This window comes from Citromicrobium sp. JLT1363 (assembly GCF_000186705.1).
GTDB lineage: Bacteria > Pseudomonadota > Alphaproteobacteria > Sphingomonadales > Sphingomonadaceae > Alteriqipengyuania.
Genome location: NZ_AEUE01000003.1, coordinates 41,504 through 64,161 on the forward strand (window position 1 = coordinate 41,504; position 22,658 = coordinate 64,161).

The following is a 22,658-nucleotide window of genomic DNA, read 5'->3' on the forward strand; positions in this document are numbered from 1 at the left end:
CGGGTGCCAACGTCAGAAGGAATTTAGGGGTATGACCAAGGCCGGACTTTGCAATCGCGCGGTTCTTGCAGCGGGCGTCGCCACCCTTGCCGTATCGTCGCCGACGATCGCAGCCGCACAATCTGCCGATGAGGGGGGCGAGGTCGAAGAGACGCGTCTCGAAGAACCCCGTTCGGTGATTGTCGTCACCGCGCAGAAGCGTACCCAGGCGCTCGACGAGGTGCCGCAGTCGATCAGCGTCGTCGGTGGGGATACGCTCGAGCGGCAGCAGGCGGACAGCTTCACCGACTATGTCGAACTCGTTCCCAGCCTCAGCCTGACCCAGAGCAACCCGGGCGAAACCCGCGTGATCCTGCGCGGGGTGAACACCGGATCGGTCGGATCCACCGTGGCCATCTACGTCGACGAGACGCCCTTCGGTTCCAGCACCAGCCTCGGCAACGCAGCGGTGCTGGCGGGGGATTTCGATACCTTCGACCTGGAACGGGTGGAGGTGCTTCGCGGCCCGCAGGGGACGTTGTATGGATCGAATGCGCTGGGCGGGGTGATCCGTTTCGTCACTACGCCGCCGCAACTCGGCGAGTTCGAAGGACGTGCGCAAGCCGGGATCGAGACCGTCGACGGGGGCGGCGTGGGCTATCTGGCCAATGGCGTGGTCAACGTGCCGTTGGGCGACGCCCTGGCCGTCCGTGCCAGCGGGTTCTACCGCAAGAAGGCGGGCTTCGTCGACGCGATCGGCCGCGCACCCGAAGAAGAGATCGACGAAGCCGAAATCTACGGCGGACGGATCTCCGCGCTGTTCGAACCGACACCCGAATTTTCGGCCCGTCTCACCGCGCTCGCGCAGAACATTCGCGCTGGCTCGCCCAGTTCGTATGACGCCGACCCGGTGACCGGCGATCCGGTCACGGTGGACCCCAACACCAATACGCCCGTCAGCGGGCTGGTGCGGACGGAGTTCTATCCCGAGAACAACGATGTCGATTATCGTCTCTACAACGGCACGCTCGAATACGATTTCGGCCCCGTATCGCTGACCTCGGTCACCAGTTACGGCGAGCTGGACCAGCGCCAGCGGACCGACAACACGATCGGCTTCGGGCCCACCGTGACTTTCGTCTATCAATCCTTCGGCGGACGGACCGACGACGTCGGCGCGTTTCTCGACGCTCCGCTCAAGCAGGAAAAGTTCACACAGGAAGTGCGGCTGGCGTCGGCCGACGGGCCCTTCGAATGGCAGATCGGCGGGTATTACACCGACGAGAAGGTCGAAATCGTGCAGAGCCTGATCCCGTTCGTGCAGGATACCGGCGTGCTGTTCGATCCGACCGTGCTCGGCTTTTCCGACCTGCTGATCCTCAACCTCGACTCCGAGTACGAGGAGATCGCGGGATTCGCCAATGTCAGCCTCGAGCTGACGCCGTGGTGGGAGATTGGCGGCGGTATCCGCTACAGCCAGAACGACCAGAGCGTGGTTCAGACCGAACGCGGCGCCTTCCAGCCATTGCAGGGCCTTCCCTCTCCCAACATCACGCAGGGCGAATCGAGCGAGGACGTGGTCACCTGGTCGGCAGACACACGCATCGAACTGAGCGGGCTCAGCTCGATCTATGCGCGGGTGGCCAAGGGTTACCGCCCCGGCGGCCCCAATGTCGTGCCCCCGGGCGCAGCGGCGGACTTCCCGCGTCAGTACGACGCCGATACGCTGATCAGCTACGAGCTTGGCTTCCGCGGCGAAACGATCAACCGCAGTTTCGCGATCGATGCCGCAGTCTATTATCTCGATTGGAACGACATCCTCATCTTCGGGGCGTTCGACAGCGCGATCGGCCCGGTGGGCGCGAATGACAACGGCGGCGAAGCGCGTGTCTATGGCGCGGAACTGACCGCGACCATACGCCCGGTCGATGGTTTCAGCCTGGTGCTGAACGGCGCCTACAACGACGCCGAACTGGTCGACGACACGCCCCCGGTGACCGGCGGCCTCGCGGGTGACCAGCTGCCCTACACGCCCGAACTGACCGCCACGATGAGTGTGGATTACGAATGGAGCCTGGGCGGAAGCACGCTGGCGTTCGTAGGCGGCGATGTTCGCCTGACGAGCGACCAGGCGGGTGGTTTCGATCAGACCTACCGGACCCTGTTCGGACGCAGGCTGGAAATCGACGGCTACCAGAAGGTCGATCTGCGTGCTGGTGTGGCCTTCGACAAGTTCAGCGTCACTGCCTTCGCCAACAACGTGACCAATAGCCGCGGGTTGACCAGCTTCGGCGGCCTCGGCGATCGACCGGGTACGCTGCTGGAAGCTTCGCCGATCCGCCCGCGGACCTTCGGTGTGACCGCCGCAGCAAGCTTCTGATGGCAGATGGCAAGGGGGGCGCATTGGCGCTGGCAACAAGGGCATTGCCCCACGACGATGAGGGCACGCTCGCCTCGCCTCGACCCGAAGACGAGGCGGGCACCACGGCTGGCGGATTGCGCACGCCATACCTGCTCTTCATCGGGGACTGCACGGAACCCGGCTATGCCAAGACCGCCTTTGGCCTGCGCGATTGGGCGGGCGAAAAATGTCTCGGCGAATATGCTCTCGCCGGCGCTACCGTCTCCACCGGCCTCACCCGCCTCACGCCCGCGCAAGCACGCGAGCGGGGCGCCAGGTCGATGGTGATCGGCATCGCCAATTCCGGCGGCCGGATCGCGCCGGAATGGATCCCCGCGCTGGAAGAGGCGCTGGCTGCGGGGCTCGACCTGATCAGCGGAATGCATGCGAAGCTTTCCGACTTGCCGGGCTTGCGTGCCGCTGCGGAGAAATACGGGCAGCGCCTGGTCGATGTGCGTACCCCACCGCCGGACCTGCCTGTCGCCACGGGGCGGAAGCGCGGTGGCAAGCGCATCCTCACGGTCGGCACGGATTGCGCGCTGGGCAAGAAATACACCGCACTTGCGATCGCGAAGGCCCTTGAGTCGCGCGGCGTGAGAAGCAATTTTCGCGCCACCGGGCAGACCGGCATCCTGATCGCGGGTGCGGGCATTGCGCTCGATTCGGTCGTCGCGGATTTTGCCGCAGGCGCGGCAGAGCTGCTCTCGCCGGACAATGCGGCCGATCACTGGGATGTGATCGAAGGGCAGGGGTCGCTGTACCACCCAGCCTATGCGGGCGTGTCGATGGCGCTGTTGCACGGCAGCCAGCCCGACGCCTTCGTCATCTGTCACGATCCCTTGCGCACGCATGTGCTGGGGCACCCGGATTTCCCGCTGCCCGATATCGAGGAACTCGCCGAACTCACGATCCGGCTGGGGCGCAGGACCAATCCTGCCATCCGTTGCGCGGGCGTATCGCTCAACACCTCGGCGCTGGGTTCCGAGGAAGCGCTGAGTCTGCTGACTGGCGAGACAGCCCGGCTGGGCATGCCGGTTGCCGATCCAATGCGCGGCGGCGATCTGTTCGACCAACTGGTCGAAAGCTGTCTCGCCGAATGAGCGGAGCGGTCGCCTCGGACGGGTTCTTCCGGCGGCTGGTGCTGCCGGGGTTCGCGTTCAAGGCGGTCGTGATCGGCGGGGGCTATGCCACGGGGCGCGAGATTGCGGAGTTCTTCGTCGGCAGCGGACCGATGGGCGGGCTGCTCGGCCTGCTGCTGGCGATGGCGATCTGGAGCATCGTGTGCGCCGTCACCTTCGAATTCGCGCGGCAGGTGCAGGCGACGGATTATCGAGGTTTCTTCGCTGAACTTCTCGGCCCCGGCTGGATCGCGTTCGAAATCGCCTATGTTCTGTTCATGATCCTCGTCATCGCGGTGATCGCGGCTGCGGCGGGCGAGATCGGTAGCGCCTTGTTCGCCTGGCCGACATGGATCGGGACCGCCCTGCTGCTGGGCCTGATCATCGCGGTGGTCAGCCGCGGCACCGCGGCGGCAGAGCGCCTGTTCCGCTATTCTTCCGTGCTGATCTACGCGGTCTATGCGCTGTTTCTGATCCTGGCGCTGGCTGCGTTCGGCGATCAGATCGGCGGCAAGCTTACCGCGTCCACTCCGGGTGCCGGATGGGTTGCAGGAGGCGTGACGTACGCCAGCTACAACGTGATCGGCGCCGCGCTGATCCTGCCATTCCTTCGTCACCAGTCGTCGCGCCGCGATGCGCTGTATTCGGGGCTGCTCGCCGGACCGCTCGCCATGCTCCCCGCACTGGGCTTCTTCCTCAGCATGATCGCCTTCACGCCCGAGATCGGCGAGGCAGCCTTGCCTTCGGACTTCCTTCTCACGCGGATCGGGGTGCCGTGGTTCGGTTTCGTCTTCCAGGCGATGATCTTCGTCGCGCTGCTCGAGACCGGCATCGGCATGGTCAACGCGCTGGAGGAGCGCGCGGTTGCCGCTGTCCGCAGCCGGGGGGGCACCCTGCCTGCAACCGCGCGCATTGCCCTCAGCGCGGCGATCGTGATCGGATCGGGTGTCCTTGCCTCGAAGCTCGGCCTGATAGACCTGATCGCCTCCGGCTACGGCGTGTTCGGCTGGATAATGCTGTTCCTTTTCGTCGTGCCGCTGCTGACGCTCGGCACCTATCGCATCATAACCCGCCCTCTGGAGATCGCATCGACATGACCCACCTGCGCCCGGCCCGCCTTCTCACCGTATTGCTGGCGAGTGCCAGCCTTTTCGCGGCTCCGGCATATGCCGCGCCGCCCGAAGACCTGGAGGCGAGGGCCGAAGCACTGATCGATCGCTTCGAGGCGCCGGGCCTCTCGATCGCCATCGTTGAGGATGGCGAGGTCACCTTTGCCGACGGCTTCGGCGTGACCGACCTGCAGGATCCCGTCGCGGTCGGCTCCGACACGAATTTTGCGATCGGTTCGGTGACCAAGGCTTTCACCGCGACCGCGCTTGCGATCCTCGTCGACGAAGGGCGGATCGGCTGGGACCAGAAGGTGGTCGATATCATGCCCGAATTCCGCATGAAGGATGCCTGGGTGACGCGCGAGATGACCGTGCGCGACCTGCTCGTCCATCGTAGCGGGCTTGGTCTTGGCGCGGGCGACCTGCTGTTCGTGCCGCGCAGCGACCTTACCCGTGCGGACGTGGTCGAGCGGCTGGGCGAAATCCCGCTCGAGACCAGTTTTCGCAGCAGCTACGCCTACGATAACATCCTCTACATGGTGGCAGGCCGGCTGATCGAGCGGGTGACAGGGCAGAGCTGGGAGCGCTTCGTGACCGACCGCATCCTGCGTCCGGCAGGAATGACGAGCGCGACGGTAGAGAACGACGCACGCGGGCCCGACGATCTGGTGGCGGATCCGCACGCGCGGATCGACGGTCCGATCCGGGGGACAGGGACGATGGAACGGCTGGACGATTCACTCGTCGTTGCGCAGGTCGCTGCCCCGGCAGGGGGGATCGCCGCAAGCGCCAGCGACATGGCGAAATGGATCGAGCTGCAGCTCGCGCTGGGTGACCTGCCGGGAGATGCGCGGCTGTTCAGCGAAGAGCAGGGGCGCGAAATGTGGAAGCCCGTCGTGCTGATGCCGACGCCAATGTACGCGGGCGACCTCGCGCAGACCGCGCCCTTGTTCAACACCTACGCGCTTGGCTGGAACGTGCGGGATTATCGCGGCGAACGGGTTATCATGCATGGCGGCGGGGTTTACGGTTCGATCACCCGCCTCGTCCTGCTGCCCGATCGCAACGTGGGGTTCTTCCTGGCCACCAACAGCGAGGAGGCAGGGCTGCTGACCGGGCTGCAGTTCGAACTGCTCGATCATTATCTGGGCGTGGAGGGGAACGACTGGCCCGCCGCCTTCGGCAAGTTCATCGACGACTATTTCGGCAGTGCCGCCAGCCAGTTGGCAGGGCCGGGCAAGGAGCCCGCCGATGTCGGCCCCTCGCTCCCGCTGGCGGGTTACGCGGGCGAATATGCCGATCCATGGTTCGGTACGATCGCGGTGAGCGATGGGGATGACGGCCTGACGGTCCGGTTTCCGCACTGGGAAGGGGTTACCGCCCGCCTGGAACACTATCAGTACGATACCTTCATCACGCGTTACGAGGATGAAAGCTTCGAGCCTGCCTACGTGACCTTCGCGCTCGATGCCCAAGGCAAGGTGGACCGGGTCACCATGAAGGCGGTGTCACCGGTAGCCGATTTCAGCTGGGACTATGACGATCTGCTGTTTCAGCCGGTCGCTTCCAACGGGCAATGAAGGGCCAAGACATGCGATGTGAAGGGCAGCCGAAGGCTGGCCGGGCCATGGTTGCGGTGCTTGCCGCCGCAGCGCTCGCAGGCTGCGTCACGGGTGTCGAAAGCGAAACCGGTGTGGCGAGGGCAGGGGAGGTTCATCGCGAACTCCTGGTACTCGACACCCATCTCGACACCGCGATCAATTTCGGACGCGAGGGCTGGGATTTCTCCGAAGCGCATGACGTCTCGAGCGAGATCGCGCAGGTGGATCTTGGCCGGATGGCGGCGGGCAACCTCGATGGCGGCTTCTTCGTCATCTTCACCGAGCAGGGCCCGTTGACGGCCGAGGGATATCGCAGCGCGCTCGATCACGCCCGCGAGCGCTCCGACACCATCGACCGGGAACTGGCGAAACATCCGGCCATGGTCGGCCTGGCGAGGAGCGCGGCAGAGGCCGAAGCGCTGATCGCGCAGGACAAGCTGATCGCATTCAAGTCGATCGAGAACAGCTATCCGATCGGAGAGGATCTCTCGCTTCTGCGCGAATTCTACGATGCTGGCGTGCGCATGGCGGGGCCGGTCCACGGCGGGACGAACCAGCTGGGCGACTCAGCCACCGACGATGCCAAATGGAACGGGCTGAGCCCCCTCGGCCGGCAATGGGTGCGCGAGATGAATCGGCTGGGCATGATCATCGATGCCAGCCACGCATCGGATGTCGTTCTCGACCAGATGCTGGAGCTTTCGAAAGCGCCGATCATCCTGTCGCATTCCTCGCCTCGCTGGGCCTACGACCATCCGCGAAACATCGACGACGATCGCATTCGCCGGATCGCGGCGAAGGGCGGCGCGGTATGCATGTCGTCGATCTTCATGAGCGAACTGGACCTGTCGGGAGAGCGCGGGGAGCTGTTCGACCAGTATGATCGCATCGCGCAGATGACTCCTGCGCAGCAGCGCGAACTCAGCCGCAAATGGCGCGCGCTCGACGCTGCCCAGCCGATGTGGGACGTCAGCTTCGATCGCTACATGGAGGCACTGCTCCATCTGATCGACGTCGCGGGCGTCGATCACGTGTGCTTCGGTACCGATTGGGATGGCGGCGGCGGCATCGAGGGGTTGATGGATGTGACCGATCTGCCCGACGTCACCGCCCGGCTGATCGAAGCCGGCTATTCGCAAGAGAGCATCGGCAAGATGACAGGGGGCAACGTCTTGCGGATCATGCGCGCCGTCGAGGCGGCGCGCACGCGTTGACGGGCTGCGGGTAAGGCTTTTTTCCGCTCCGGGAGGGAAACCAGGGCCGCCGCGGTTGCCGGCCTGAAGGACCGGAATCTCCGCATCGCAAGAGCGGTCTCGGCCTGCTCCCATCGCGGCGCCATGGGAGACGCTGAAAACCGGCCTGTCCCGGCATTTCCGATGCCACCGTGGGCCATCGCTCCACTGGGGAGCTGAGGGTTTTTTTGCATCCTCCTCATGTGTCGCGGTCTCTTGCCCGCGCACTCTGCCGAAGCTAAACACGGCCTCGCCGGAGCGGGAAACCGGACATTTCAGAAGCTTGAGTTGCCTGCGGCTTGGGGTCCTGCTGCCCCAGCCATTCCCGCTTCCACCCTCAGGCCCAAACGCGGGAAAACGACGATGGAATATCTCCACACCATGATCCGGGTCAGCGATCTGGACGACTCACTCGATTTCTTCTGCAACAAGCTGGGCCTGGTGGAAGTGCGGCGCGTCGATGTGGAGGCCGGGCGCTTCACACTGGTGTTCCTGTCCGCCCCTGGCGACGAGACCCGTGCACGGGCGGATCAGGCTCCGCTGGTCGAACTCACCTATAACTGGGACCCGGAAGAATATGACGGCGGCCGCAATTTCGGCCATCTCGCCTACCGGGTGGACGATATCTACGCCGCCTGCCAGCGCCTGATGGACAAGGGCGTGACGATCAATCGCCCGCCGCGCGACGGGCACATGGCCTTCGTGCGGTCGCCCGACGGTATCTCGATCGAGCTGCTCCAGAAGGGCGAATCGTTGCCCGCGAAGGAACCCTGGGCGTCGATGGAAAATACCGGCACCTGGTGAGCTCTCCGGCGCGCTGCGCCCCTTTTGTCACATTCGCCGAAATTTGATCGCACACGGGAACCGCCCGGTTTCCCTTGGCTTGCGCGCTGCTTTTGCCGTCTCCCTTTTGTTCCCACAGGAAATTCGGGAACGCTGCTCACGAGCTGTGCATTTTTCGCGCTATAAAGCACTCAGGTGCCCATCTTAGGAGTTGACCAATGTCGAGCATGCCATTTCGTAGCAGCCGTCCGGACAGCTGGACCACCCCGCGTTCGCACACCGATGCAACGCTTCGTATGATGAAGTACGGCAAGATCCAGCCGATGCATCAGCCCACTTTTTGGGAGCGGCTGTTCGGCGCGCACTGAGCGCACACATCGTTGAATGAAAAAGGGCCGGGGCGCTTGATTGCGCTCCGGCCCTTTTCGTTGTGGCCTCGATTGCCCGTTAGTATTCCTCGGGTTCTTCCGGGGTGTCAGCGTGGAAGTCCTTGCCTGCGGTCTTGTCGCCCCGCGCCAGCGCGAACACGACGCCAGACAGCAGCAGAAGCCCCAGCAGGTTGGGCAGGACCATCAGGCCGTTGGCAATATCCCCCATCCGCCAGATCAGGTCGGACTCGCGGCCCGCGCCAAGGAAGATCACGACGCACCACAGCACGCGCCAGATCATGTGCAGCACTTTCTCTCCGCCCCGGGTGGAGCCGGGAATCCGGTCGTACAGGAAGGTGATCGCGCGCTCGCCGTAATAGCTCCATGTGAGCAGGGTGGTGAACACGAACAGCAGCAAGGCGATGCTGGCGATCAGCGTGCCGAGAGGGATCGATGCGATTTCGAACGGGAAGGCCGCGGCAAAGGCGCCGCTGGTCACCGCGAAACCGTCCAGATCGGCCTGCCATGCATGCAGAACCGGCTGGCCTGCGTGGGTGAAGTTGCCTTCCACCGTCAGGATCACGAGCGCGGTCATGGTGCAGATCACGATCGTGTCGATGAAGGTGCCCAGCATCGCCATCCGGCCCTGGAACTGCGGATCGTCCGTCTGCGCGACGGCGTGCGCGATCGGCGTGGAGCCCTGGCCTGCCTCGTTCGAGAACAGCCCGCGGGCGACACCGGCCCGGATGGCAAGGATCACCGCCGCACCCACAAAGCCGCCGCTGGCCGACTGGGTGTTGAACGCCCCGCCGAAGATGCGGCTGAAGGTTTCCGGAATGTCCTGAATGTTCAGGATGATGGCGAGGATGGCCATGACGATGTAGGCGGCCGCCATGAAGGGCACCACGCTTTCCGCCACGCGGCCGATCGACTTGATGCCGCCGATGATGACGATGAACACGAGAATCGCAACGATCAGGCCGCCGAGCCATTCCTCGATCCCGAACAGCTCGTTCAGGCCGTCCGCCACAGCGTTTGCCTGGATGCCGTTGCCCGTCACCAGCGCGGAAACCAGCGCCCCGATGCAGAAGAAGACCGCCAACCACGTCCATTTCGGGCCGAGACCCATCATGATGTAGGTCATGGGGCCGCCGCGATAATTGCCCTCGCTGGTCGTCTCGCGATAGCGAATGGCGAGCGAACCTTCGGCAAAGGCGAGCGCCATGCCGAACAGCGCGGTCACCCACATCCAGAAGATCGCGCCGGGTCCGCCCAGCGCGATGGCCGTCGCCACGCCCGCAAGATTACCGGTGCCGACCTGGCCGGAGAGTGCGGTCGAGAGGGCGGCGAAGGGGCTGATCTCGCCCTTGCCTTCGCCCTTGCGGCTGCTGAACAGCGTGCTGAAGGCACTGCCCAGCTTGACGATAGGATAGAAGCGCAGCCCGATCATGAACCACAGGCCCGCGCCAAGCAGCACGATGGCCAGTGGGGGGAAGGGGAGCAGCTGTTCCCCGTTCCACATCCCGCCCCAGATAAACTCGGACAGGTTGGTTACTGGCCCCAGCATCTGCTGGTCCAGAGTCATCTGCGCTTCCGCAGCCATATGAAAGTTCCCCCGAATGCGTCCCTGAAAGAGCGGACGCTATATCCGGGGCCGGTCCAGCGCAACGGATTTTCCCGGTGCTTGCGTTTGCGTGCATCCGGGCCTAGATGCGGTCGGGTCTCTCGACATCGAAGCTGCAGACCTGCCTTCCCGATCATGCGATCTGGAAGGCGATCCCGGCTTCCCGGAAGAGACGTTGGTTTGGTTCGATACACATCAGGTGGGACGGCAAAGATGGCCGAAGGCAAAGCCGAAACGAAAAAGCGCAGGACGTCGATCAGCGAATTCGCACGTCAGGTGCGTACGGAGACGAGCAAGGTCGTCTGGCCCACGCGGCAGGAAACGATCCAGACCGCGATCTTCGTCAGCATCCTGGTGCTGATCCTCTCGCTGTTCTTCCTCGGCATCGATTCCCTGTTCGGGGCGATCGTCCGCTTCCTTCTCACGCTCGTCTGAGCCGCCTTTTCCCGCAGGACATTTGCATGGCACGCTGGTACATCATTCACGCCTATTCCGGTTTCGAGAACAAGGTCCGCGACGCGATCATCGCCGAGGCAGAGCGCCTGGGCCTGTCCGAGGGCGTCGAAGAGGTCGAAGTGCCGACCGAGACCGTGACCGAGGTCAAGCGCGGCAAGAAGGTTCAGGTCGAACGCAAGTTCATGCCCGGCTACGTGCTGGCCAAGCTGAACATGACCGACGATGTCTATCACCTGGTCAAGAACACGCCCAAGGTGACCGGCTTCCTGGGCGCGGGCAACAAGCCGCAGGCGATTTCCGAGAAGGAAGCCGCGCGCTATTTCGGCGGGGTGGAAGAAGCGAAGGCCGCGCCCAAGCAGCAGGTTTCGGTCGATTACGAAATCGGCGACCAGGTCAAGGTGCTCGACGGGCCCTTCGCCAGCTTCAACGGCGTGGTGGAAGAGCTCGATTTCGACAAGGCGAAGGTCAAGGTTTCGGTCTCGATCTTCGGCCGCGCGACTCCGGTCGAGCTGGACTTCGAACAGGTCGAACTGGTCAAGTAGGAACCGGGACGGGCGCGCGCCGGATGAAGACGCGCCCCGGCATCTGGCATCGCAAGAAGCAATATGCGACCCGCGAGGCAGCCGAACTGGCTGCGCGCGAGGCGCCGTTCACGCTGCGCGCCTATCGCTGCGCGCTATGCCGCCGGTTCCATCTGACCAGCCGCACCAAGGGCATGAAAATCCCGCGCCACGAACTCGATGCGCGCCGCTCGGGCCAGCCGAAAGGCTAGGCCAGCCAGCCGAGGCTCTGGCTGTAGGCCAGGCTGAGCATGATCGTGTCGACAGCCGCATGCGCGAGGATGCAGGCCCACAGGTTGCCGCGATTGGCGAAGCGCAGCCAGGCGAGAAACAGGCCGATGCTGGCTGTCACCAGCACGCCGCCCCAGCCCTGATACAGATGCGGCAGGCCGAACAGGGCCGCCTGGATGATCGCGGCGGGCCACTTGCGCCCGCGCATGCCGCGCAGCCGCATCAGCCGGTCCATCAGGAAGCCGCGATAGAGCAGTTCCTCCCCGAAGCCCGCGGCAAACCATGCGACCAGCACGATCCACAGTGCGAAACTCGTCGGGCTTTGGGTGACGTAGTCCATCACCAGCGACACATCGATGGGCGGCAGCCCCAGAGCGTCGATAACGATCCCCCCGATGGCGAACAGCGCGATGATCGCGCCCGTGCCAAGCGCCGCCAGCCCGAGCGTGCGCTGCATGTTCGTGGGCGGGCGGATCTTCCACGCATGGGCAAGGCAGTTGTCCGACGCGAGCCACAGCCGCGCGACCAGCAGGGCGGCGACCATGCTTGCCACGACCGAGCCGAGCACGCCCACATTGGTTTCGCCGAAGATCAGGATGGGGGGGATGCTGGCGAGAAAATAGGCCAGCGCCACGCTGCCAAGTTGTACCGCGAACCGCAGCCAGCCGAGTCGACGCAGGCGGTTTCTGGCGAGGGAGCGTGGCTTCATTGGGCTTGGACAACTGCCGCAAATGGGCGCTTCTGGCAACCGGCCTGCCGCGCAGTCGCGCCAGAACGGGACGGACCGGGGCCTAAACAGCGCGGATCGTGCCACAGCGCCGAACCGGCGCGCTGCGTGCGGCGAGTACTTTCCTGCTCCGGTCCGGTCTGCGATGACCGGGGTGGCCGCTGTGGTCGAGCTAAGCCGGGAGAAAACGGACGGAAAAAGCGAAATGTGTCACCCGGGGCTGGGTGCGGCAGAATAAATCACGCAATATCAACACCATGATCCATCATCTATCGGGGGGCACATTGGCGACACGTGTCACCCTGCCGCGCCTCTCGCCCCTCTGCGACACACGGAGAATCGCTTGCATTTCGCGGCAAAATCGCTATCTGCGCCGCTTCCCGAGCACAGCTTTGGAAAACCCGATGCGGGAGGCGATCATGGATCGCCGCTGACCGCTTACCATGAGCGTGGGCCGCAAGGCTCCGCGCGACAGTGAGAAAAGGAGGCCTCCCATGGCCAAGAAGATCGAAGGTTACATCAACCTTCAGGTGCCCGCCGGCACCGCCAACCCCTCGCCGCCGATCGGCCCTGCGCTGGGTCAGCGCGGCGTGAACATCATGGAATTCTGCAAGGCGTTCAACGCCGCGACGCAGGACCTTGAAAAGGGCGCTCCGATCCCGACCAAGATCACGGTCTATGCGGATCGCAGCTTCACCTTCGTCACCAAGAGCCCGCCCGCCAGCTTCCTCATCAAGAAGGCGATGAAGATCAAGTCGGGTTCGAAAGAGCCGGGCAAGAACATCATCGGCTCGATCAAGGTCAGCCAGCTGTCCGAGATCGCGGAGCAGAAGATGAAGGATCTGAACGCGAACGACATGGATCAGGCGATCAAGATCATCGCCGGTTCCGCCCGTTCGATGGGCATCGAAGTGGTGGAGGGCTGATCATGGCGACGCTTACCAAGAAGCAGAAGACGTTGAACGAGAAGCTCGACGCGGAAAAGCTGTACACCTTCGACGAAGCGCTCAGCACGCTGCGCGAGCACAAGGCGAAGTTCGACGAGACGGTTGAGGTCGCGATGAACCTCGGCGTCGATCCGCGCCATGCGGACCAGATGGTGCGCGGCATGGTCGCGCTGCCCTCGGGCACCGGCAAGGACGTGAAGGTCGCCGTGTTCGCCAAGGGCGACAATGCCGAGAAGGCGCTGGCCGCCGGTGCCGACAAGGTCGGCGCGGAAGACCTCATGGAAGACATGCAGGCCGGCAACCTCGATTACGACCGCGTGATCGCAACGCCCGACATGATGGGTGTGGTCGGCCGCCTCGGAAAGGTGCTGGGCCCCAAGGGCCTGATGCCGAACCCGAAGCTGGGCACCGTGACCCCGAACGTGGAACAGGCCGTGAAGGACGCCAAGGGCGGCCAGGTCGAATTCCGCGTGGAGAAGCAGGGCATCATCCACTCGGGCCTGGGCAAGCTGTCGTTCAAGGACGAAGACCTGAAGACCAACTTCAAGGCCTTCACCGATGCGATCGTCAAGGCGAAGCCCTCGGGCGCGAAGGGCAAGTACGTCAAGAAGGTCACGCTGACCTCCTCGATGGGCCCGGGCCTGAAGATCGACCTGAGCGAAGTCGAAGGCGCGTAAGCCTTTCGTTTCACTGGAAATTTCAAGGGGCCGGGGCGGAAACGCTCCGGCCTTTTGCTATGCCCTGAGCAGCCTGCGCGCCGAAGCGAGCGAGCGATTGCCCTGCACCAGCGCCTTGCCCCGGGCCACGCCCGCATCGAAGCCCGCCCGCGCGCCAAGCAGCACCCGGTTGGCCAGCGTCCGGCGCAGTAGCACGAACGAACAGCACGCGACGCTGTGCGTGCCGAACAGCGCCTTGTGCGCGCCATCGCCCTCGGTGAAATCGAAGAAGCGGAACCGCTCTTCCGCGAACAGCATGCGCAGCGCTTCCATCTGGAGGACGGTTCCGGGCGAAAGCTGCGCGTGGGCAGGGTCGTAGCCCAGATGCGCGTAGACCAGCGTCTTTCCGCGAACGGGCAGGGAGAGGTAGGCGACCGGTTCGCCCCCGAGGAACAGCAGGAAGCAGCGCATGCGCCCCGCCGCCGCCTCGGCCAGCATCTCATCGCGCGCGCAATCGCCGTCTGGCAGCCCGGCGTCGAGCAGGCGCGCCTGGTAGGTCTTTCCGGACAGCGGAAGCGCGAGCTGGAGGAAGCGCTCGACCTCCTCCGCCGCGGTGTAGGCGCGGATATCCAGCGCGCCGCCATCCGCCTGGGCGAACTTCCTCGCCTTGCGCCGCAACGTGCTGCGCGTCTTGCCGGAGAAGCGGGCCAGGTAATCCTCGAAGCTGCCGTCCATCGCGATATAGTGGCGGTGGAATTCCTCCCGCGCACCCGCGATGTGGCCCGGAAAGGCGGCGACAATCTGCCGCTCCATGGAGAGCGGGGCTGAAAGCACCCTGATCCCGTCGCAGTGCGAGCTATCCGGTGGTTGGGTTGGCGCAATGCCTGCCAGGGCTTCCTCCAGCGAGAACGCGAAGGGATCGAGCACCCGGTCGGTCGTGAACAGCCGGCGTGCCCCGATCGTGAACGCGATCTGGGTACTTTCGCCAGCCATTACAGCGCACCGTAAAGCGTGTTCGATACGGCCTGCTCGGCATACCGCAGGCCCACCGCAATCGTGCTGGCCGGCACCGGGCGCGGCATTTCGGCGCGGTTAAAAACCTTCACCGGTGGGGATTGTGCGAAGTCGGCGGTCCATATCCCGTCGATATCCTGCAAGGCCCTGCACAATCCCTCGAACCGCGCGCGGACCACCTTGTTCACGGCCAGGCTGCGGCGGTTGATGAGTTCGAAACTGTGCGAAACCAGCGTGAAGCAGGTCATTCGCCCGTCGCGCGCATGCAGCAGGGCCGCGCGCATTTCCTTGAGCGAGAGGGCCGTGATCTGGGCGTGGCGCAGACGCCCCCCAAGGTCGCCGACACACGATACGGGCACCTCGATGATGCCTTCGTACAGAAGGGGCTGGGTATCGGTGGCGCGCAGATCCAGCGCGCTGTCGCCGCCCACGATTCCGGGCGTGTGGCTGCTGTCGTAATACAGGCCGATTTCGCGCAGCGCCCGCAGCGTGTCTCTGTTTGCCCCGTAATTGCCTGCGCGAAAGGCGACCGGATCCGGCGCGCCGGCGGCAACCAGCGTATCGCGAGCCCATTCGAGGATGCGGCACTGCTCCTCGAAGGCAAAGTCCTTGATATTGCGGCCTTCGAGGCCGGCGAACGGGCCCCCCGGCGGTGCGAATTTGAGCCACTCGGTGTGGCAGTGGAGCTGCACGTCCTGCCCTGCCGCCAGTATTGGTGCGACGACATCCTCTATCGCGGCGACGCCCCAGACAAGCGCAGGCATCGGATCGACGAAGAACACCGCGCGCTGCCCGTAGCGTTTCAGCAGCTCGAGCTTGTGCGTGATACCCGCCGGGCCATCGGGCGTGAGGCAGGCGATAGAGCGCGCGAAGTTCTCCGCCCGGTCAACCGGGCAGGGGCTGTTCGCCAGGGCCGAGGAATACTCGGTATCAATGGTCAGGTAGACGCTCGTCATGACGCCGCAGCGGTAGCACTACTGAGTTAATACGCGGTTCGCCTCTGTCGCTGCCCTGCTCAGATGCCGCCCGGGACCGGCGAATAGCCGGCGTCTGTCAGCGCCTCGCGCAGGTCCTTCGCGCAGGCGGCCAGCGCGCTCGCGTCGGTCGACCGGATGACGAAATTCGCGCCGACCTTGCCTTCGCGGAAGAAGGGGTAGCTGCCGATCTGGCATTCGGAATTGCGCTTCACGACCTCGCGCAGGAGACCTGCCACCTCGCTCTCGGCGGTCCAGCAGCCCATCGTTTCGCTCTGCAAAGGCGCCCCGCCTTCCAGTGTGCCGGTCAGCGCGTCGAGCATGCCTGCCGTGATATGCGGCACACCCGCCATCAGGTAGATCGCACCGATGCGGATACCCGGCGCGCCGGACATGCGATTGGGGATCAGCTCTGCCCCTTCGGGAACGCGCGCCATGCGCAGGCGGTCTTCGGTCAATCCGCCCGGCTTGTCCGCATAATAGCGTTCCAGCGTGGCGCGCGCTTCGGGATGGACAACAACGCCCACGCCAAGCGCGGCGGCAACCGCGTCCACCGTGATGTCGTCGTGCGTGGGGCCGATGCCGCCGGTGGTGAAGAGGTAATCGTTGCGTTCGCGCAGCGTGTTCACCGCCTCAACGATCCGGTCTTCCTCGTCCGGTACGACGCGCACCTCGGCCAGGCGGATGCCCTGCACCTGCAGCCATTCGGCCACCTGCGCGATATTCTTGTCGTGCGTGCGGCCGGACAGGATTTCGTCGCCGATGACGACGAGCGCGGCGGTCCAGATACGATCGGTCATGGAAAAAAGGGCTCGCGTTCTCAGGTTGGGCTGCGCGCGGTGCTGGAAGGTGCCGGTGCCGCATGATCGTCCGGTGCGTGGCTCACGCCCTTGAAATGCAGGATGCCGTCGTCGATCGGGTCGCGCTTCATCTGCTTGCGGTCGACCCGGTAATCCTGGTTGAGCCGCCAGGGGAAGGAAACCGCGTTTCTCGGCATGATCGCCTTGGATCGCTGGATATACCCGGAGGAGAAATCGAAGATATCGTCCTCCTCCAGCGCGTTTTCTTCTGCCTGGCTGAGCGCGGGCACCGCGATATCGGCGCCTTTCTCGTCCATCAGGTTGAGCACTTCGCACACGTATGCCGCATTGAGGTCGGCCCGCAAAGTCCAGCTGGCATTGAGATAGCCGAACACTACCGCAAGGTTCGGCAGGTTCGAGAACATGCAGCCCTTGTAATAGAAGCGCTGCGCGAAATCGACCGGCTCTCCATCGACAGAGACCGCGATCTTGCCCGCTACGGCAAGCTTCAGGCCGGTGGCGGTGACGAGGATGTCGGCCGGTATCTCCCGCCCGTCCTCCAGCACGACCCTGTCTTTCGCAAAGCGCGCAATACGGCCCGTGACGACGTCTGCCTTGCCGCTCTTGATCGCTTCGAACAGGTCCGCATCGGGCACCAGGCACAGGCGCTGGTCCCACGGATCGTAGGGCGGGGTGAAGGCGGCCGCATCGTACTTGTCGCCCAGGTTCTCCCGCATCTTCTTGGTCAGGAAATCCTTCACCTTCTCGGGCCGGGTCTGCGCGCGTTTGAAGGCCACATCCTGCAACAGCACGTTCTTCCAGCGCGTGATCTTGTAGGCCACGCGTTCGGGCAGGATCTTGCGCAGGGTGTTGGCCATTCCATCGCGCGCAGGACGGCTGAACATCCAGGTGGGCGTGCGCTGAAGCATGGTGACCTTCGCCGCGTGCTTGGCCATCGAAGGCACGATGGTTACCGCGGTCGCGCCCGATCCGATCACCACGACGTTCTTGCCATCGTAGGCGAGGTCCTCGGGCCAGAATTGCGGGTGAACCACTTTCCCGGCGAACTCGCCCAGTTCAAAGCCCGGATCGTAGGGCTCGTCGTAGTCGTAGTAGCCCGAACCGAGATAGAGCCAGTTGGCGGTCAGCCGCTTGCGTTCGCCCTCGCCGGTTACGACGGTGACGATCCAGCGCGCGCTTGCGCTGTCGAAATCGGCGGTTTCGACGCACATGCCGAAGCGGATGTTCTCGCGGATGCCGCGTTCGTCCACGATGCGGTGGAGGTAGTCGAGGATCGCGGGCCCATCCGCGATGCTCTTTTCATGCCGCCAGGGTTCGAAGATGAAGCCCAGCGTGTGCATGTCGCTGTCCGACCGCACGCCGGGGTAGCGGAACAGGTCCCACGTGCCGCCGAGGTTGTCGCGCCTTTCCAGGATCGCGTAGCGCTTGCCAGGGCACATTTCCTCCATGTGGGCGGCCATGCCGATCCCCGAGATGCCCGCGCCGACAATCAGCACGTCGAAATCATTGTCTTTGTTGTCCATCATCGCCGCCTGTCCATCGGGCCACTCTCCGTATCGCATCGCAACCTATCGCAAGGCCGCGCCATTGGCGAGGGTGCCTTTCTCCTGTGGCTGACGCGCGGGCGAAGTCAGGCTAGGGCGGTGGACATGCATGCTCGTATCCCCCGTTTTTCCGTGATTTTCTGCCTGTGTATTCCCGCGCCGCTCTTGGCGCAGGGCCAGGAAGAACCCGCCGATCCACTGATAATCGTCACCGGGCAGGGGCTGCCCGATACGCCGGCGAGCCCTGCGTACGGCACCGTCGAGATCGATCGCGAGAGCGTGCTGACCGTGCCTTCCGGCCGGATCGAGGAGGCGTTGGCGGACGTCGCGGGCTTTCAGCAGTTCCGCCGGTCCGACAGCCGGTCCTCCAACCCGACCGCGCAGGGCGTGACGCTGCGCGCGCTTGGCGGCAATGCCACGAGCCGCGCGCTGGTGACGCTCGACGGCGTGCCGGTGGCGGACCCGTTCTTCGGCTATGTCCCCTTCGCGGCGCTGATCCCCGAGCAGGTCGGGCGGATCGCGGTGACGCGCGGCGGCGGTTCGGGTCCGTTCGGGGCGGGTGCATTGGCCGGGACCATCGCGATCGAGAGCCTGTCGCCCGAGATGCAGGCCCCGCTGGGGGCGAGCGTGCTGGTGAACGATCGCGGCGGGACGGAGGCTGCGAGCAGTTTCTCCGCTCCGCTCGGCCGTGGCTACGCCACCGGCGCGCTGCGCTGGGATCGCGGTCCGGGCTTCTACACCGCGCCCGAAAGTCAGCTCGTACCTGCCAGCGTGCCCGCGCGGTTCGACAGCGTGTCGGGCCAGCTGCGTGCCGTCGCTCCGCTGTCGGACGATCTGGAACTGCAGGCGCGCGTCCTCGCCTTCGACGATGCGCGCACGCTGCGTTTCGAGGGGGCGGAGAGCTCGGCCAGCGGGCAGGACTACAGCATCCGAGTGGTTGGGCGCGGGCGCTGGCAGGTCGATGCGCTGGCCTATGTGCAGGCGCGCAACTTCTCCAATATCGTCGTCAGCTCCAGCCGCTTCGTTCCGGTGCTCGACCAGCGAAACACACCTTCGACCGGGCTGGGCGGCAAGATCGAGGTGCGCCCTCCGGTGGGTGATGCGCACACCTTGCGGCTGGGCGTGGACTACCGCCGGGCGCAAGGCGAATTGCAGGAAGAACCGATCAGCTCCTTCACCGGACAGATCACCGCCCGGCGCCGTGCGGGGGGTGTCACCAGCGATCTGGGTCTTTTCATAGAGGACGACTGGCAGGTAGGACAGCTGATCCTGACCGGCGGTTTGCGCGCGGACCGGACCACCATCGCCGATGGCTTCTTCCGCGAGGCCGATGCGAACGGCGCCATCGTGATCGACAACCGCTTCGCCGACCGCAGCGACTGGTCGCTGACCTGGCGCGCGGGCGCGCTGCTGCGGGCCAGCCCCTCGCTCGACCTGCGCGCGGCCGCCTATAGCGGGCTGCGACTGCCGACCCTGAACGAGCTGTACCGCCCCTTCGTGGTCTTCCCCGTGGTGACGCAGGCCAATGCGGACTTGCGCAACGAGGAGCTGCGCGGGGTGGAGGCGGGGCTCGACTGGCGGCCGCTGGATGGCGTCGAACTCTCGCTCACCGCGTTCGACAACCGGCTGGAGAACGCCATCGCCAACGTCACGCTGGGGGCGAACCTGCGCCAGCGCCAGAACCTGCCTGCCATCGAGACGCGCGGGATCGAGGCGGGGTTGCGGGCGACGCGCGGCCCGATCCGGTTCATTGGCAGCCTGTCGTACTCCGACCCGCAGATCGAGGGGGCGGGGGCCTCGCTCGCGCTCGACGGCAATGCTCCGCCGCAAAGCCCGCGATGGATGGCGGCGGCGAGCCTGACCTACGAAATGGCGGAAAACGCACTGGTCTCGCTCTCGCTACGCCATGTCGGCGACCAGTTCGAGGACGATCAGGAAAGCGAAGTGCTGCCCGCCTTCACCACGCTGGGGGCCTACGCGCAGGTGCCGCTGGTAGGGAAGCTCGATCTCGTTCTGCGGGGCGAAAACCTGTTCGACGAAGAGATCGTCACGCGGGTTTCCGGCGGCGCTCTGGACCTCGGCGCACCGCGAACGCTGTGGGCCGGCGTGCGCTACGGCTTCTAGGTACGCTCCGGCTCGCGCAGGTCGCGCACCCCTTCGAGGATCGCAGGGTCGAGGTGCTCGCCGTGGAGTACCGAGATGTCGCCGGTGGTCTCCAGCACTACCGCGCGCACTTCGTCGAAATGCGTCGTGTTCGATTCGCGCAGCTTGGCGATGATGTCGGACGGGGCCACGCGCGTTTCGGCCATGGCCTCGGTGCAGAACCGGCCATCGACCATCAGCAGCACGGGATCGTTCTGGATCGTTTCCTCGAACGTCTCGGAGGTTTTGCGGAATTTCGCGATCACGAACTGCACCGCGAACAGCGCGAACATCACCAGCGCCGCCTGGGCGAAGCCCTGCCAGTCCGTCGCGCGGCCCATGCCCGCGAGCACCGTCCCGCTGGCGACGGTGATGACGAAGTCGAAATTCGTCATCTTGGAAAAACTGCGCAGGCCGACGACGCGGGTCAGCGCGATGACGTAGACGATCCCGATCGCGGTCAGGATCGTCCCGCGTGCGATCAGGTCGTAGGTCGTATCGTCGAAGAACATCGGTTGCTTAGGCTCCTAAAGGACTGCGTCGTTCGTCCTGAGCCTGTCGAAGGGCGAATGTGCGGTTCCGTCCGCGGTTCGACAGGCTCACCACGAACGGATTGAGGGGTCGGCGCTACGCCTCCACCACCTTCTGTTCGATCGCGCCGAAGATCGAATGGCCCTTATCGTCTTCCATCCAGATCTTCACCGTGTCGCCCGGGTGCATGAAGCGCGTCTTGGCTTCGCCGCTGGCGATGGTTTCGATCATGCGGATTTCCGCGATGCAGGAGTAACCCTTGCCCCCTTCGCTCACCGGCTTGCCGGGGTCGCCATCGGGCCCCTGGTTCGAGATGGTGCCCGAACCGATGATGCAGCCTGCGCCCAGATTGCGCGTCTTGGCCGCATGCGCGACCAGATCGGCGAGGCTGAAGGTCGCATCCTGGCCCACATCGGCGCGGCCGAAGGGATCGCCGTTGTAGTCGACCATCAGCGGCAACTGGATCACGGCGTCTTTCCACGCATCGCCCAGCTCGTCGGGCGTGATCGCGACGGGGCTGAACGCGGTCGCGGGCTTGGACTGGAAGAAGCCGAAGCCCTTGGCCAGTTCGCCGGGGATCAGGCCACGCAGCGAAACGTCGTTGACCAGCATCAGCAGCTTGATGTGGTCGGCTGCCTCGTCCGAGGACACGCCCATCGGCACATCGTCGGTGATGCAGGCGATCTCGCCTTCCATGTCGCAGCCCCAGCTGGTGTCCTTCAGCGGGATGTCGGCGCGCGGGGGCAGGAAGTCGTCGCTGCCGCCCTGGTACATCAGCGGATCGTGGTAGAAGCTCTCGGGCACCTCGGCGCCGCGCGCCTTTCGCACCAGTTCGACATGGTTGATGTACGCGCTGCCATCGGCCCACTGGTACGCACGCGGCAGCGGCGAATGGGCCTCGCGCTCGTGGAAGCGCTCGCACGGCACGGCTTCGTTGTTCACATCGCGGTAGAGCGCATCGAGCTTGGGCGCGATATTCGCCCAGTCGTCCAGCGCGTCCTGCATGGTCGCGGCGATGTTGTCCGCCGCGCAGTAGCGGGTGATGTCCTTGGAAACGACCACCAGTTTGCCGTCGCGCGTTCCATCGTTGAGGGTGGCGAGTTTCATTGGACTGTCTCTCCTTCGGGGGTGTCGTTCTGGTTATCGGGGTGCGCCCGCTGCACTTCATCCAATGCGAGGCAGGCGGCTTCGATCCGGGTTGTGTGCGGCGCGTCGCCAAAATCGTAGCCGAAGCGGCGCGCGTTGTAGATCTGCGGCATCAGCACGACTTCGAAGAAGCCGGGCTTGTCGAACAGGAAATCGCCGGTGTTCAGCTGCGCGAGGCGGCGTTCGATCGGCTGCAATGTGCGCGCCAGCCAGTGGCGATACCAGGTTTCCACGCCTGCCTGATCCTGCCCGTATTCGGTCTTGAGGTACTTGAGCACGGGCACGTTGAGCGGGGCATGCAGTTCGGTCGCGATGGCATAGGCCAGTTCGCGCGCGAGGTAGCGCTGTTCGATATCGGCGGGCAGCAGCGGCTTTTCCGGGTATGCTTCGTCCAGCCATTCGATGATCGCCATCGACTGGACGCGGTCCTTTCCGTCCACCTCCAGCATGGGAACCGTGGCGAAGGGGTTGCGGCCGGCGAAGGCTTCGCCCTTCTGCTCGGCTTCGAGCAGGTTGACCGGGCAATTCTCGTATTCGAGGCCCTTCAATTGCAGCGCGAGCCGCAGGCGGTAGCTGGTCGAGCTGCGGAAGTAGCCGTAGAGTTTCATGCGTAATTCCCGTGAATGGCGGCGCGGCCTGACACACCTGACACAGTGTCTAAAGGCGAAAAACCGGGCTGCCGTTCCACGCTCTG

Annotated in this window: 22 protein-coding genes; 13 read left to right on the forward strand and 9 right to left on the reverse strand. The window is 64.8% G+C overall.

Annotated elements, in window-relative coordinates:
* Positions 1-31: 31 nt before the first annotated feature.
* The 7 genes from ADAD_RS0104710 to ADAD_RS17070 all read left to right on the forward strand — a co-directional run bounded on the left by ADAD_RS0104710 (position 32) and on the right by ADAD_RS17070 (position 8,591).
* Complete coding sequence (locus ADAD_RS0104710; protein ID WP_010410339.1) at positions 32-2,359, forward strand: TonB-dependent receptor; 2,328 nt, start codon at positions 32-34, stop codon at positions 2,357-2,359.
* The gene (locus tag ADAD_RS0104715; protein WP_010410341.1) at positions 2,359-3,480 is read left to right on the forward strand and encodes a DUF1611 domain-containing protein; all 1,122 of its coding nucleotides are present in this window, start codon (positions 2,359-2,361) and stop codon (positions 3,478-3,480) included. Before ADAD_RS0104710 ends, ADAD_RS0104715 begins: the two co-directional genes overlap by 1 nt.
* Complete coding sequence (locus ADAD_RS0104720) at positions 3,477-4,595, forward strand: YkvI family membrane protein (RefSeq protein WP_010410344.1); 1,119 nt, start codon at positions 3,477-3,479, stop codon at positions 4,593-4,595. The genes ADAD_RS0104715 and ADAD_RS0104720 overlap by 4 nt, the downstream gene beginning before the upstream one ends.
* The gene (locus ADAD_RS0104725; RefSeq protein WP_010410347.1) at positions 4,592-6,187 is read left to right on the forward strand and encodes a serine hydrolase; all 1,596 of its coding nucleotides are present in this window, start codon (positions 4,592-4,594) and stop codon (positions 6,185-6,187) included. Before ADAD_RS0104720 ends, ADAD_RS0104725 begins: the two co-directional genes overlap by 4 nt.
* 47 nt (positions 6,188-6,234) lie before the next feature.
* Positions 6,235-7,422, forward strand: coding sequence for a dipeptidase (locus ADAD_RS0104730; RefSeq protein WP_033193189.1), 1,188 nt, complete (start codon positions 6,235-6,237; stop codon positions 7,420-7,422).
* 381 nt (positions 7,423-7,803) lie between these two features.
* A complete protein-coding gene (locus tag ADAD_RS0104735) occupies positions 7,804-8,244 on the forward strand; it encodes a VOC family protein (RefSeq protein ID WP_010410352.1) in 441 nt (146 codons plus the stop codon).
* A gap of 197 nt (positions 8,245-8,441) precedes the next feature.
* Complete coding sequence (locus ADAD_RS17070; protein ID WP_192807573.1) at positions 8,442-8,591, forward strand: hypothetical protein; 150 nt, start codon at positions 8,442-8,444, stop codon at positions 8,589-8,591.
* Positions 8,592-8,670: 79 nt separating this feature from the next.
* On the opposite strand, the gene ADAD_RS0104740 is transcribed toward ADAD_RS17070, so the two are convergent.
* On the reverse strand, positions 8,671-10,194 hold the full coding sequence (locus ADAD_RS0104740; RefSeq protein WP_010410355.1) for an alanine/glycine:cation symporter family protein: 1,524 nt from the start codon (positions 10,192-10,194) through the stop codon (positions 8,671-8,673).
* 234 nt (positions 10,195-10,428) lie between these two features.
* Between ADAD_RS0104740 and secE the strand changes: the two genes are divergently transcribed.
* From secE to ADAD_RS0104755, 3 genes are read left to right on the forward strand one after another with little or no spacing between them, the layout of a single operon-like run.
* Positions 10,429-10,650: a preprotein translocase subunit SecE gene (gene secE, locus ADAD_RS0104745; RefSeq protein WP_010410358.1), complete on the forward strand. Its 222-nt coding sequence runs from the start codon at positions 10,429-10,431 to the stop codon at positions 10,648-10,650.
* A gap of 26 nt (positions 10,651-10,676) precedes the next feature.
* On the forward strand, positions 10,677-11,213 hold the full coding sequence (gene nusG / locus ADAD_RS0104750; RefSeq protein WP_010410361.1) for a transcription termination/antitermination protein NusG: 537 nt from the start codon (positions 10,677-10,679) through the stop codon (positions 11,211-11,213).
* Positions 11,214-11,236: 23 nt separating this feature from the next.
* Positions 11,237-11,443: a hypothetical protein gene (locus ADAD_RS0104755; RefSeq protein WP_010410363.1), complete on the forward strand. Its 207-nt coding sequence runs from the start codon at positions 11,237-11,239 to the stop codon at positions 11,441-11,443.
* Here ADAD_RS0104755 and ADAD_RS0104760 read toward each other — a convergent pair.
* Complete coding sequence (locus ADAD_RS0104760) at positions 11,440-12,171, reverse strand: CPBP family intramembrane glutamic endopeptidase (protein WP_010410366.1); 732 nt, start codon at positions 12,169-12,171, stop codon at positions 11,440-11,442. The genes ADAD_RS0104755 and ADAD_RS0104760 overlap by 4 nt on opposite strands.
* 512 nt (positions 12,172-12,683) lie before the next feature.
* Here ADAD_RS0104760 and rplK point away from each other — a divergent pair.
* Complete coding sequence (gene rplK / locus ADAD_RS0104765) at positions 12,684-13,115, forward strand: 50S ribosomal protein L11 (protein ID WP_010410369.1); 432 nt, start codon at positions 12,684-12,686, stop codon at positions 13,113-13,115.
* Positions 13,116-13,117: 2 nt separating this feature from the next.
* Entirely contained in the window at positions 13,118-13,813 is a 696-nt protein-coding gene (rplA, locus tag ADAD_RS0104770) for a 50S ribosomal protein L1 (protein WP_010410371.1), read from the forward strand.
* A gap of 57 nt (positions 13,814-13,870) precedes the next feature.
* On the opposite strand, the gene ADAD_RS0104775 is transcribed toward rplA, so the two are convergent.
* From ADAD_RS0104775 to ADAD_RS0104790, 4 genes are read right to left on the reverse strand one after another with little or no spacing between them, the layout of a single operon-like run.
* Entirely contained in the window at positions 13,871-14,785 is a 915-nt protein-coding gene (locus ADAD_RS0104775; RefSeq protein ID WP_010410374.1) for a GNAT family N-acetyltransferase, read from the reverse strand.
* The gene (locus ADAD_RS0104780; protein ID WP_010410377.1) at positions 14,785-15,762 is read right to left on the reverse strand and encodes a polysaccharide deacetylase family protein; all 978 of its coding nucleotides are present in this window, start codon (positions 15,760-15,762) and stop codon (positions 14,785-14,787) included. Before ADAD_RS0104780 ends, ADAD_RS0104775 begins: the two co-directional genes overlap by 1 nt.
* A gap of 59 nt (positions 15,763-15,821) precedes the next feature.
* Complete coding sequence (locus tag ADAD_RS0104785; RefSeq protein WP_010410380.1) at positions 15,822-16,580, reverse strand: competence/damage-inducible protein A; 759 nt, start codon at positions 16,578-16,580, stop codon at positions 15,822-15,824.
* Positions 16,581-16,600: 20 nt separating this feature from the next.
* Positions 16,601-18,124, reverse strand: coding sequence for a flavin-containing monooxygenase (locus tag ADAD_RS0104790; RefSeq protein WP_033193207.1), 1,524 nt, complete (start codon positions 18,122-18,124; stop codon positions 16,601-16,603).
* 126 nt (positions 18,125-18,250) lie between these two features.
* On the opposite strand from ADAD_RS0104790, the gene ADAD_RS0104795 reads away from it, so the two are divergent.
* Positions 18,251-20,269, forward strand: coding sequence for a TonB-dependent receptor (locus ADAD_RS0104795; protein ID WP_050803698.1), 2,019 nt, complete (start codon positions 18,251-18,253; stop codon positions 20,267-20,269).
* Here the strand turns inward: ADAD_RS0104795 and ADAD_RS0104800 are convergent.
* The 3 genes from ADAD_RS0104800 to maiA all read right to left on the reverse strand — a co-directional run bounded on the left by ADAD_RS0104800 (position 20,266) and on the right by maiA (position 22,572).
* Positions 20,266-20,799, reverse strand: a complete 534-nt coding sequence (locus ADAD_RS0104800) for a DUF421 domain-containing protein (protein WP_010410388.1) — start codon at positions 20,797-20,799, stop codon at positions 20,266-20,268. The genes ADAD_RS0104795 and ADAD_RS0104800 overlap by 4 nt on opposite strands.
* A gap of 115 nt (positions 20,800-20,914) precedes the next feature.
* On the reverse strand, positions 20,915-21,925 hold the full coding sequence (locus ADAD_RS0104805) for a fumarylacetoacetate hydrolase family protein (protein ID WP_010410391.1): 1,011 nt from the start codon (positions 21,923-21,925) through the stop codon (positions 20,915-20,917).
* Positions 21,922-22,572, reverse strand: coding sequence for a maleylacetoacetate isomerase (gene maiA / locus ADAD_RS0104810; protein WP_010410393.1), 651 nt, complete (start codon positions 22,570-22,572; stop codon positions 21,922-21,924). Before maiA ends, ADAD_RS0104805 begins: the two co-directional genes overlap by 4 nt.
* Positions 22,573-22,658 lie beyond the last annotated feature (86 nt).

What these genes read in the sequence shown, in the direction of transcription:
- ADAD_RS0104710 (WP_010410339.1), top strand. Translation starts at nt 32, where the DNA reads ATGACCAAGGCCGGACTTTGCAATCGCGCGGTTCTTGCAGCGGGCGTC.
- ADAD_RS0104715 (WP_010410341.1), top strand. Translation starts at nt 2,359, where the DNA reads ATGGCAGATGGCAAGGGGGGCGCATTGGCGCTGGCAACAAGGGCATTG.
- ADAD_RS0104720 (WP_010410344.1), top strand. Translation starts at nt 3,477, where the DNA reads ATGAGCGGAGCGGTCGCCTCGGACGGGTTCTTCCGGCGGCTGGTGCTG.
- ADAD_RS0104725 (WP_010410347.1), top strand. Translation starts at nt 4,592, where the DNA reads ATGACCCACCTGCGCCCGGCCCGCCTTCTCACCGTATTGCTGGCGAGT.
- ADAD_RS0104730 (WP_033193189.1), top strand. Translation starts at nt 6,235, where the DNA reads ATGGTTGCGGTGCTTGCCGCCGCAGCGCTCGCAGGCTGCGTCACGGGT.
- ADAD_RS0104735 (WP_010410352.1), top strand. Translation starts at nt 7,804, where the DNA reads ATGGAATATCTCCACACCATGATCCGGGTCAGCGATCTGGACGACTCA.
- ADAD_RS17070 (WP_192807573.1), top strand. Translation starts at nt 8,442, where the DNA reads ATGTCGAGCATGCCATTTCGTAGCAGCCGTCCGGACAGCTGGACCACC.
- ADAD_RS0104740 (WP_010410355.1), bottom strand. Translation starts at nt 10,194, where the DNA reads ATGGCTGCGGAAGCGCAGATGACTCTGGACCAGCAGATGCTGGGGCCA.
- secE (WP_010410358.1), top strand. Translation starts at nt 10,429, where the DNA reads ATGGCCGAAGGCAAAGCCGAAACGAAAAAGCGCAGGACGTCGATCAGC.
- nusG (WP_010410361.1), top strand. Translation starts at nt 10,677, where the DNA reads ATGGCACGCTGGTACATCATTCACGCCTATTCCGGTTTCGAGAACAAG.
- ADAD_RS0104755 (WP_010410363.1), top strand. Translation starts at nt 11,237, where the DNA reads ATGAAGACGCGCCCCGGCATCTGGCATCGCAAGAAGCAATATGCGACC.
- ADAD_RS0104760 (WP_010410366.1), bottom strand. Translation starts at nt 12,171, where the DNA reads ATGAAGCCACGCTCCCTCGCCAGAAACCGCCTGCGTCGACTCGGCTGG.
- rplK (WP_010410369.1), top strand. Translation starts at nt 12,684, where the DNA reads ATGGCCAAGAAGATCGAAGGTTACATCAACCTTCAGGTGCCCGCCGGC.
- rplA (WP_010410371.1), top strand. Translation starts at nt 13,118, where the DNA reads ATGGCGACGCTTACCAAGAAGCAGAAGACGTTGAACGAGAAGCTCGAC.
- ADAD_RS0104775 (WP_010410374.1), bottom strand. Translation starts at nt 14,785, where the DNA reads ATGGCTGGCGAAAGTACCCAGATCGCGTTCACGATCGGGGCACGCCGG.
- ADAD_RS0104780 (WP_010410377.1), bottom strand. Translation starts at nt 15,762, where the DNA reads ATGACGAGCGTCTACCTGACCATTGATACCGAGTATTCCTCGGCCCTG.
- ADAD_RS0104785 (WP_010410380.1), bottom strand. Translation starts at nt 16,580, where the DNA reads ATGACCGATCGTATCTGGACCGCCGCGCTCGTCGTCATCGGCGACGAA.
- ADAD_RS0104790 (WP_033193207.1), bottom strand. Translation starts at nt 18,124, where the DNA reads ATGGACAACAAAGACAATGATTTCGACGTGCTGATTGTCGGCGCGGGC.
- ADAD_RS0104795 (WP_050803698.1), top strand. Translation starts at nt 18,251, where the DNA reads ATGCATGCTCGTATCCCCCGTTTTTCCGTGATTTTCTGCCTGTGTATT.
- ADAD_RS0104800 (WP_010410388.1), bottom strand. Translation starts at nt 20,799, where the DNA reads ATGTTCTTCGACGATACGACCTACGACCTGATCGCACGCGGGACGATC.
- ADAD_RS0104805 (WP_010410391.1), bottom strand. Translation starts at nt 21,925, where the DNA reads ATGAAACTCGCCACCCTCAACGATGGAACGCGCGACGGCAAACTGGTG.
- maiA (WP_010410393.1), bottom strand. Translation starts at nt 22,572, where the DNA reads ATGAAACTCTACGGCTACTTCCGCAGCTCGACCAGCTACCGCCTGCGG.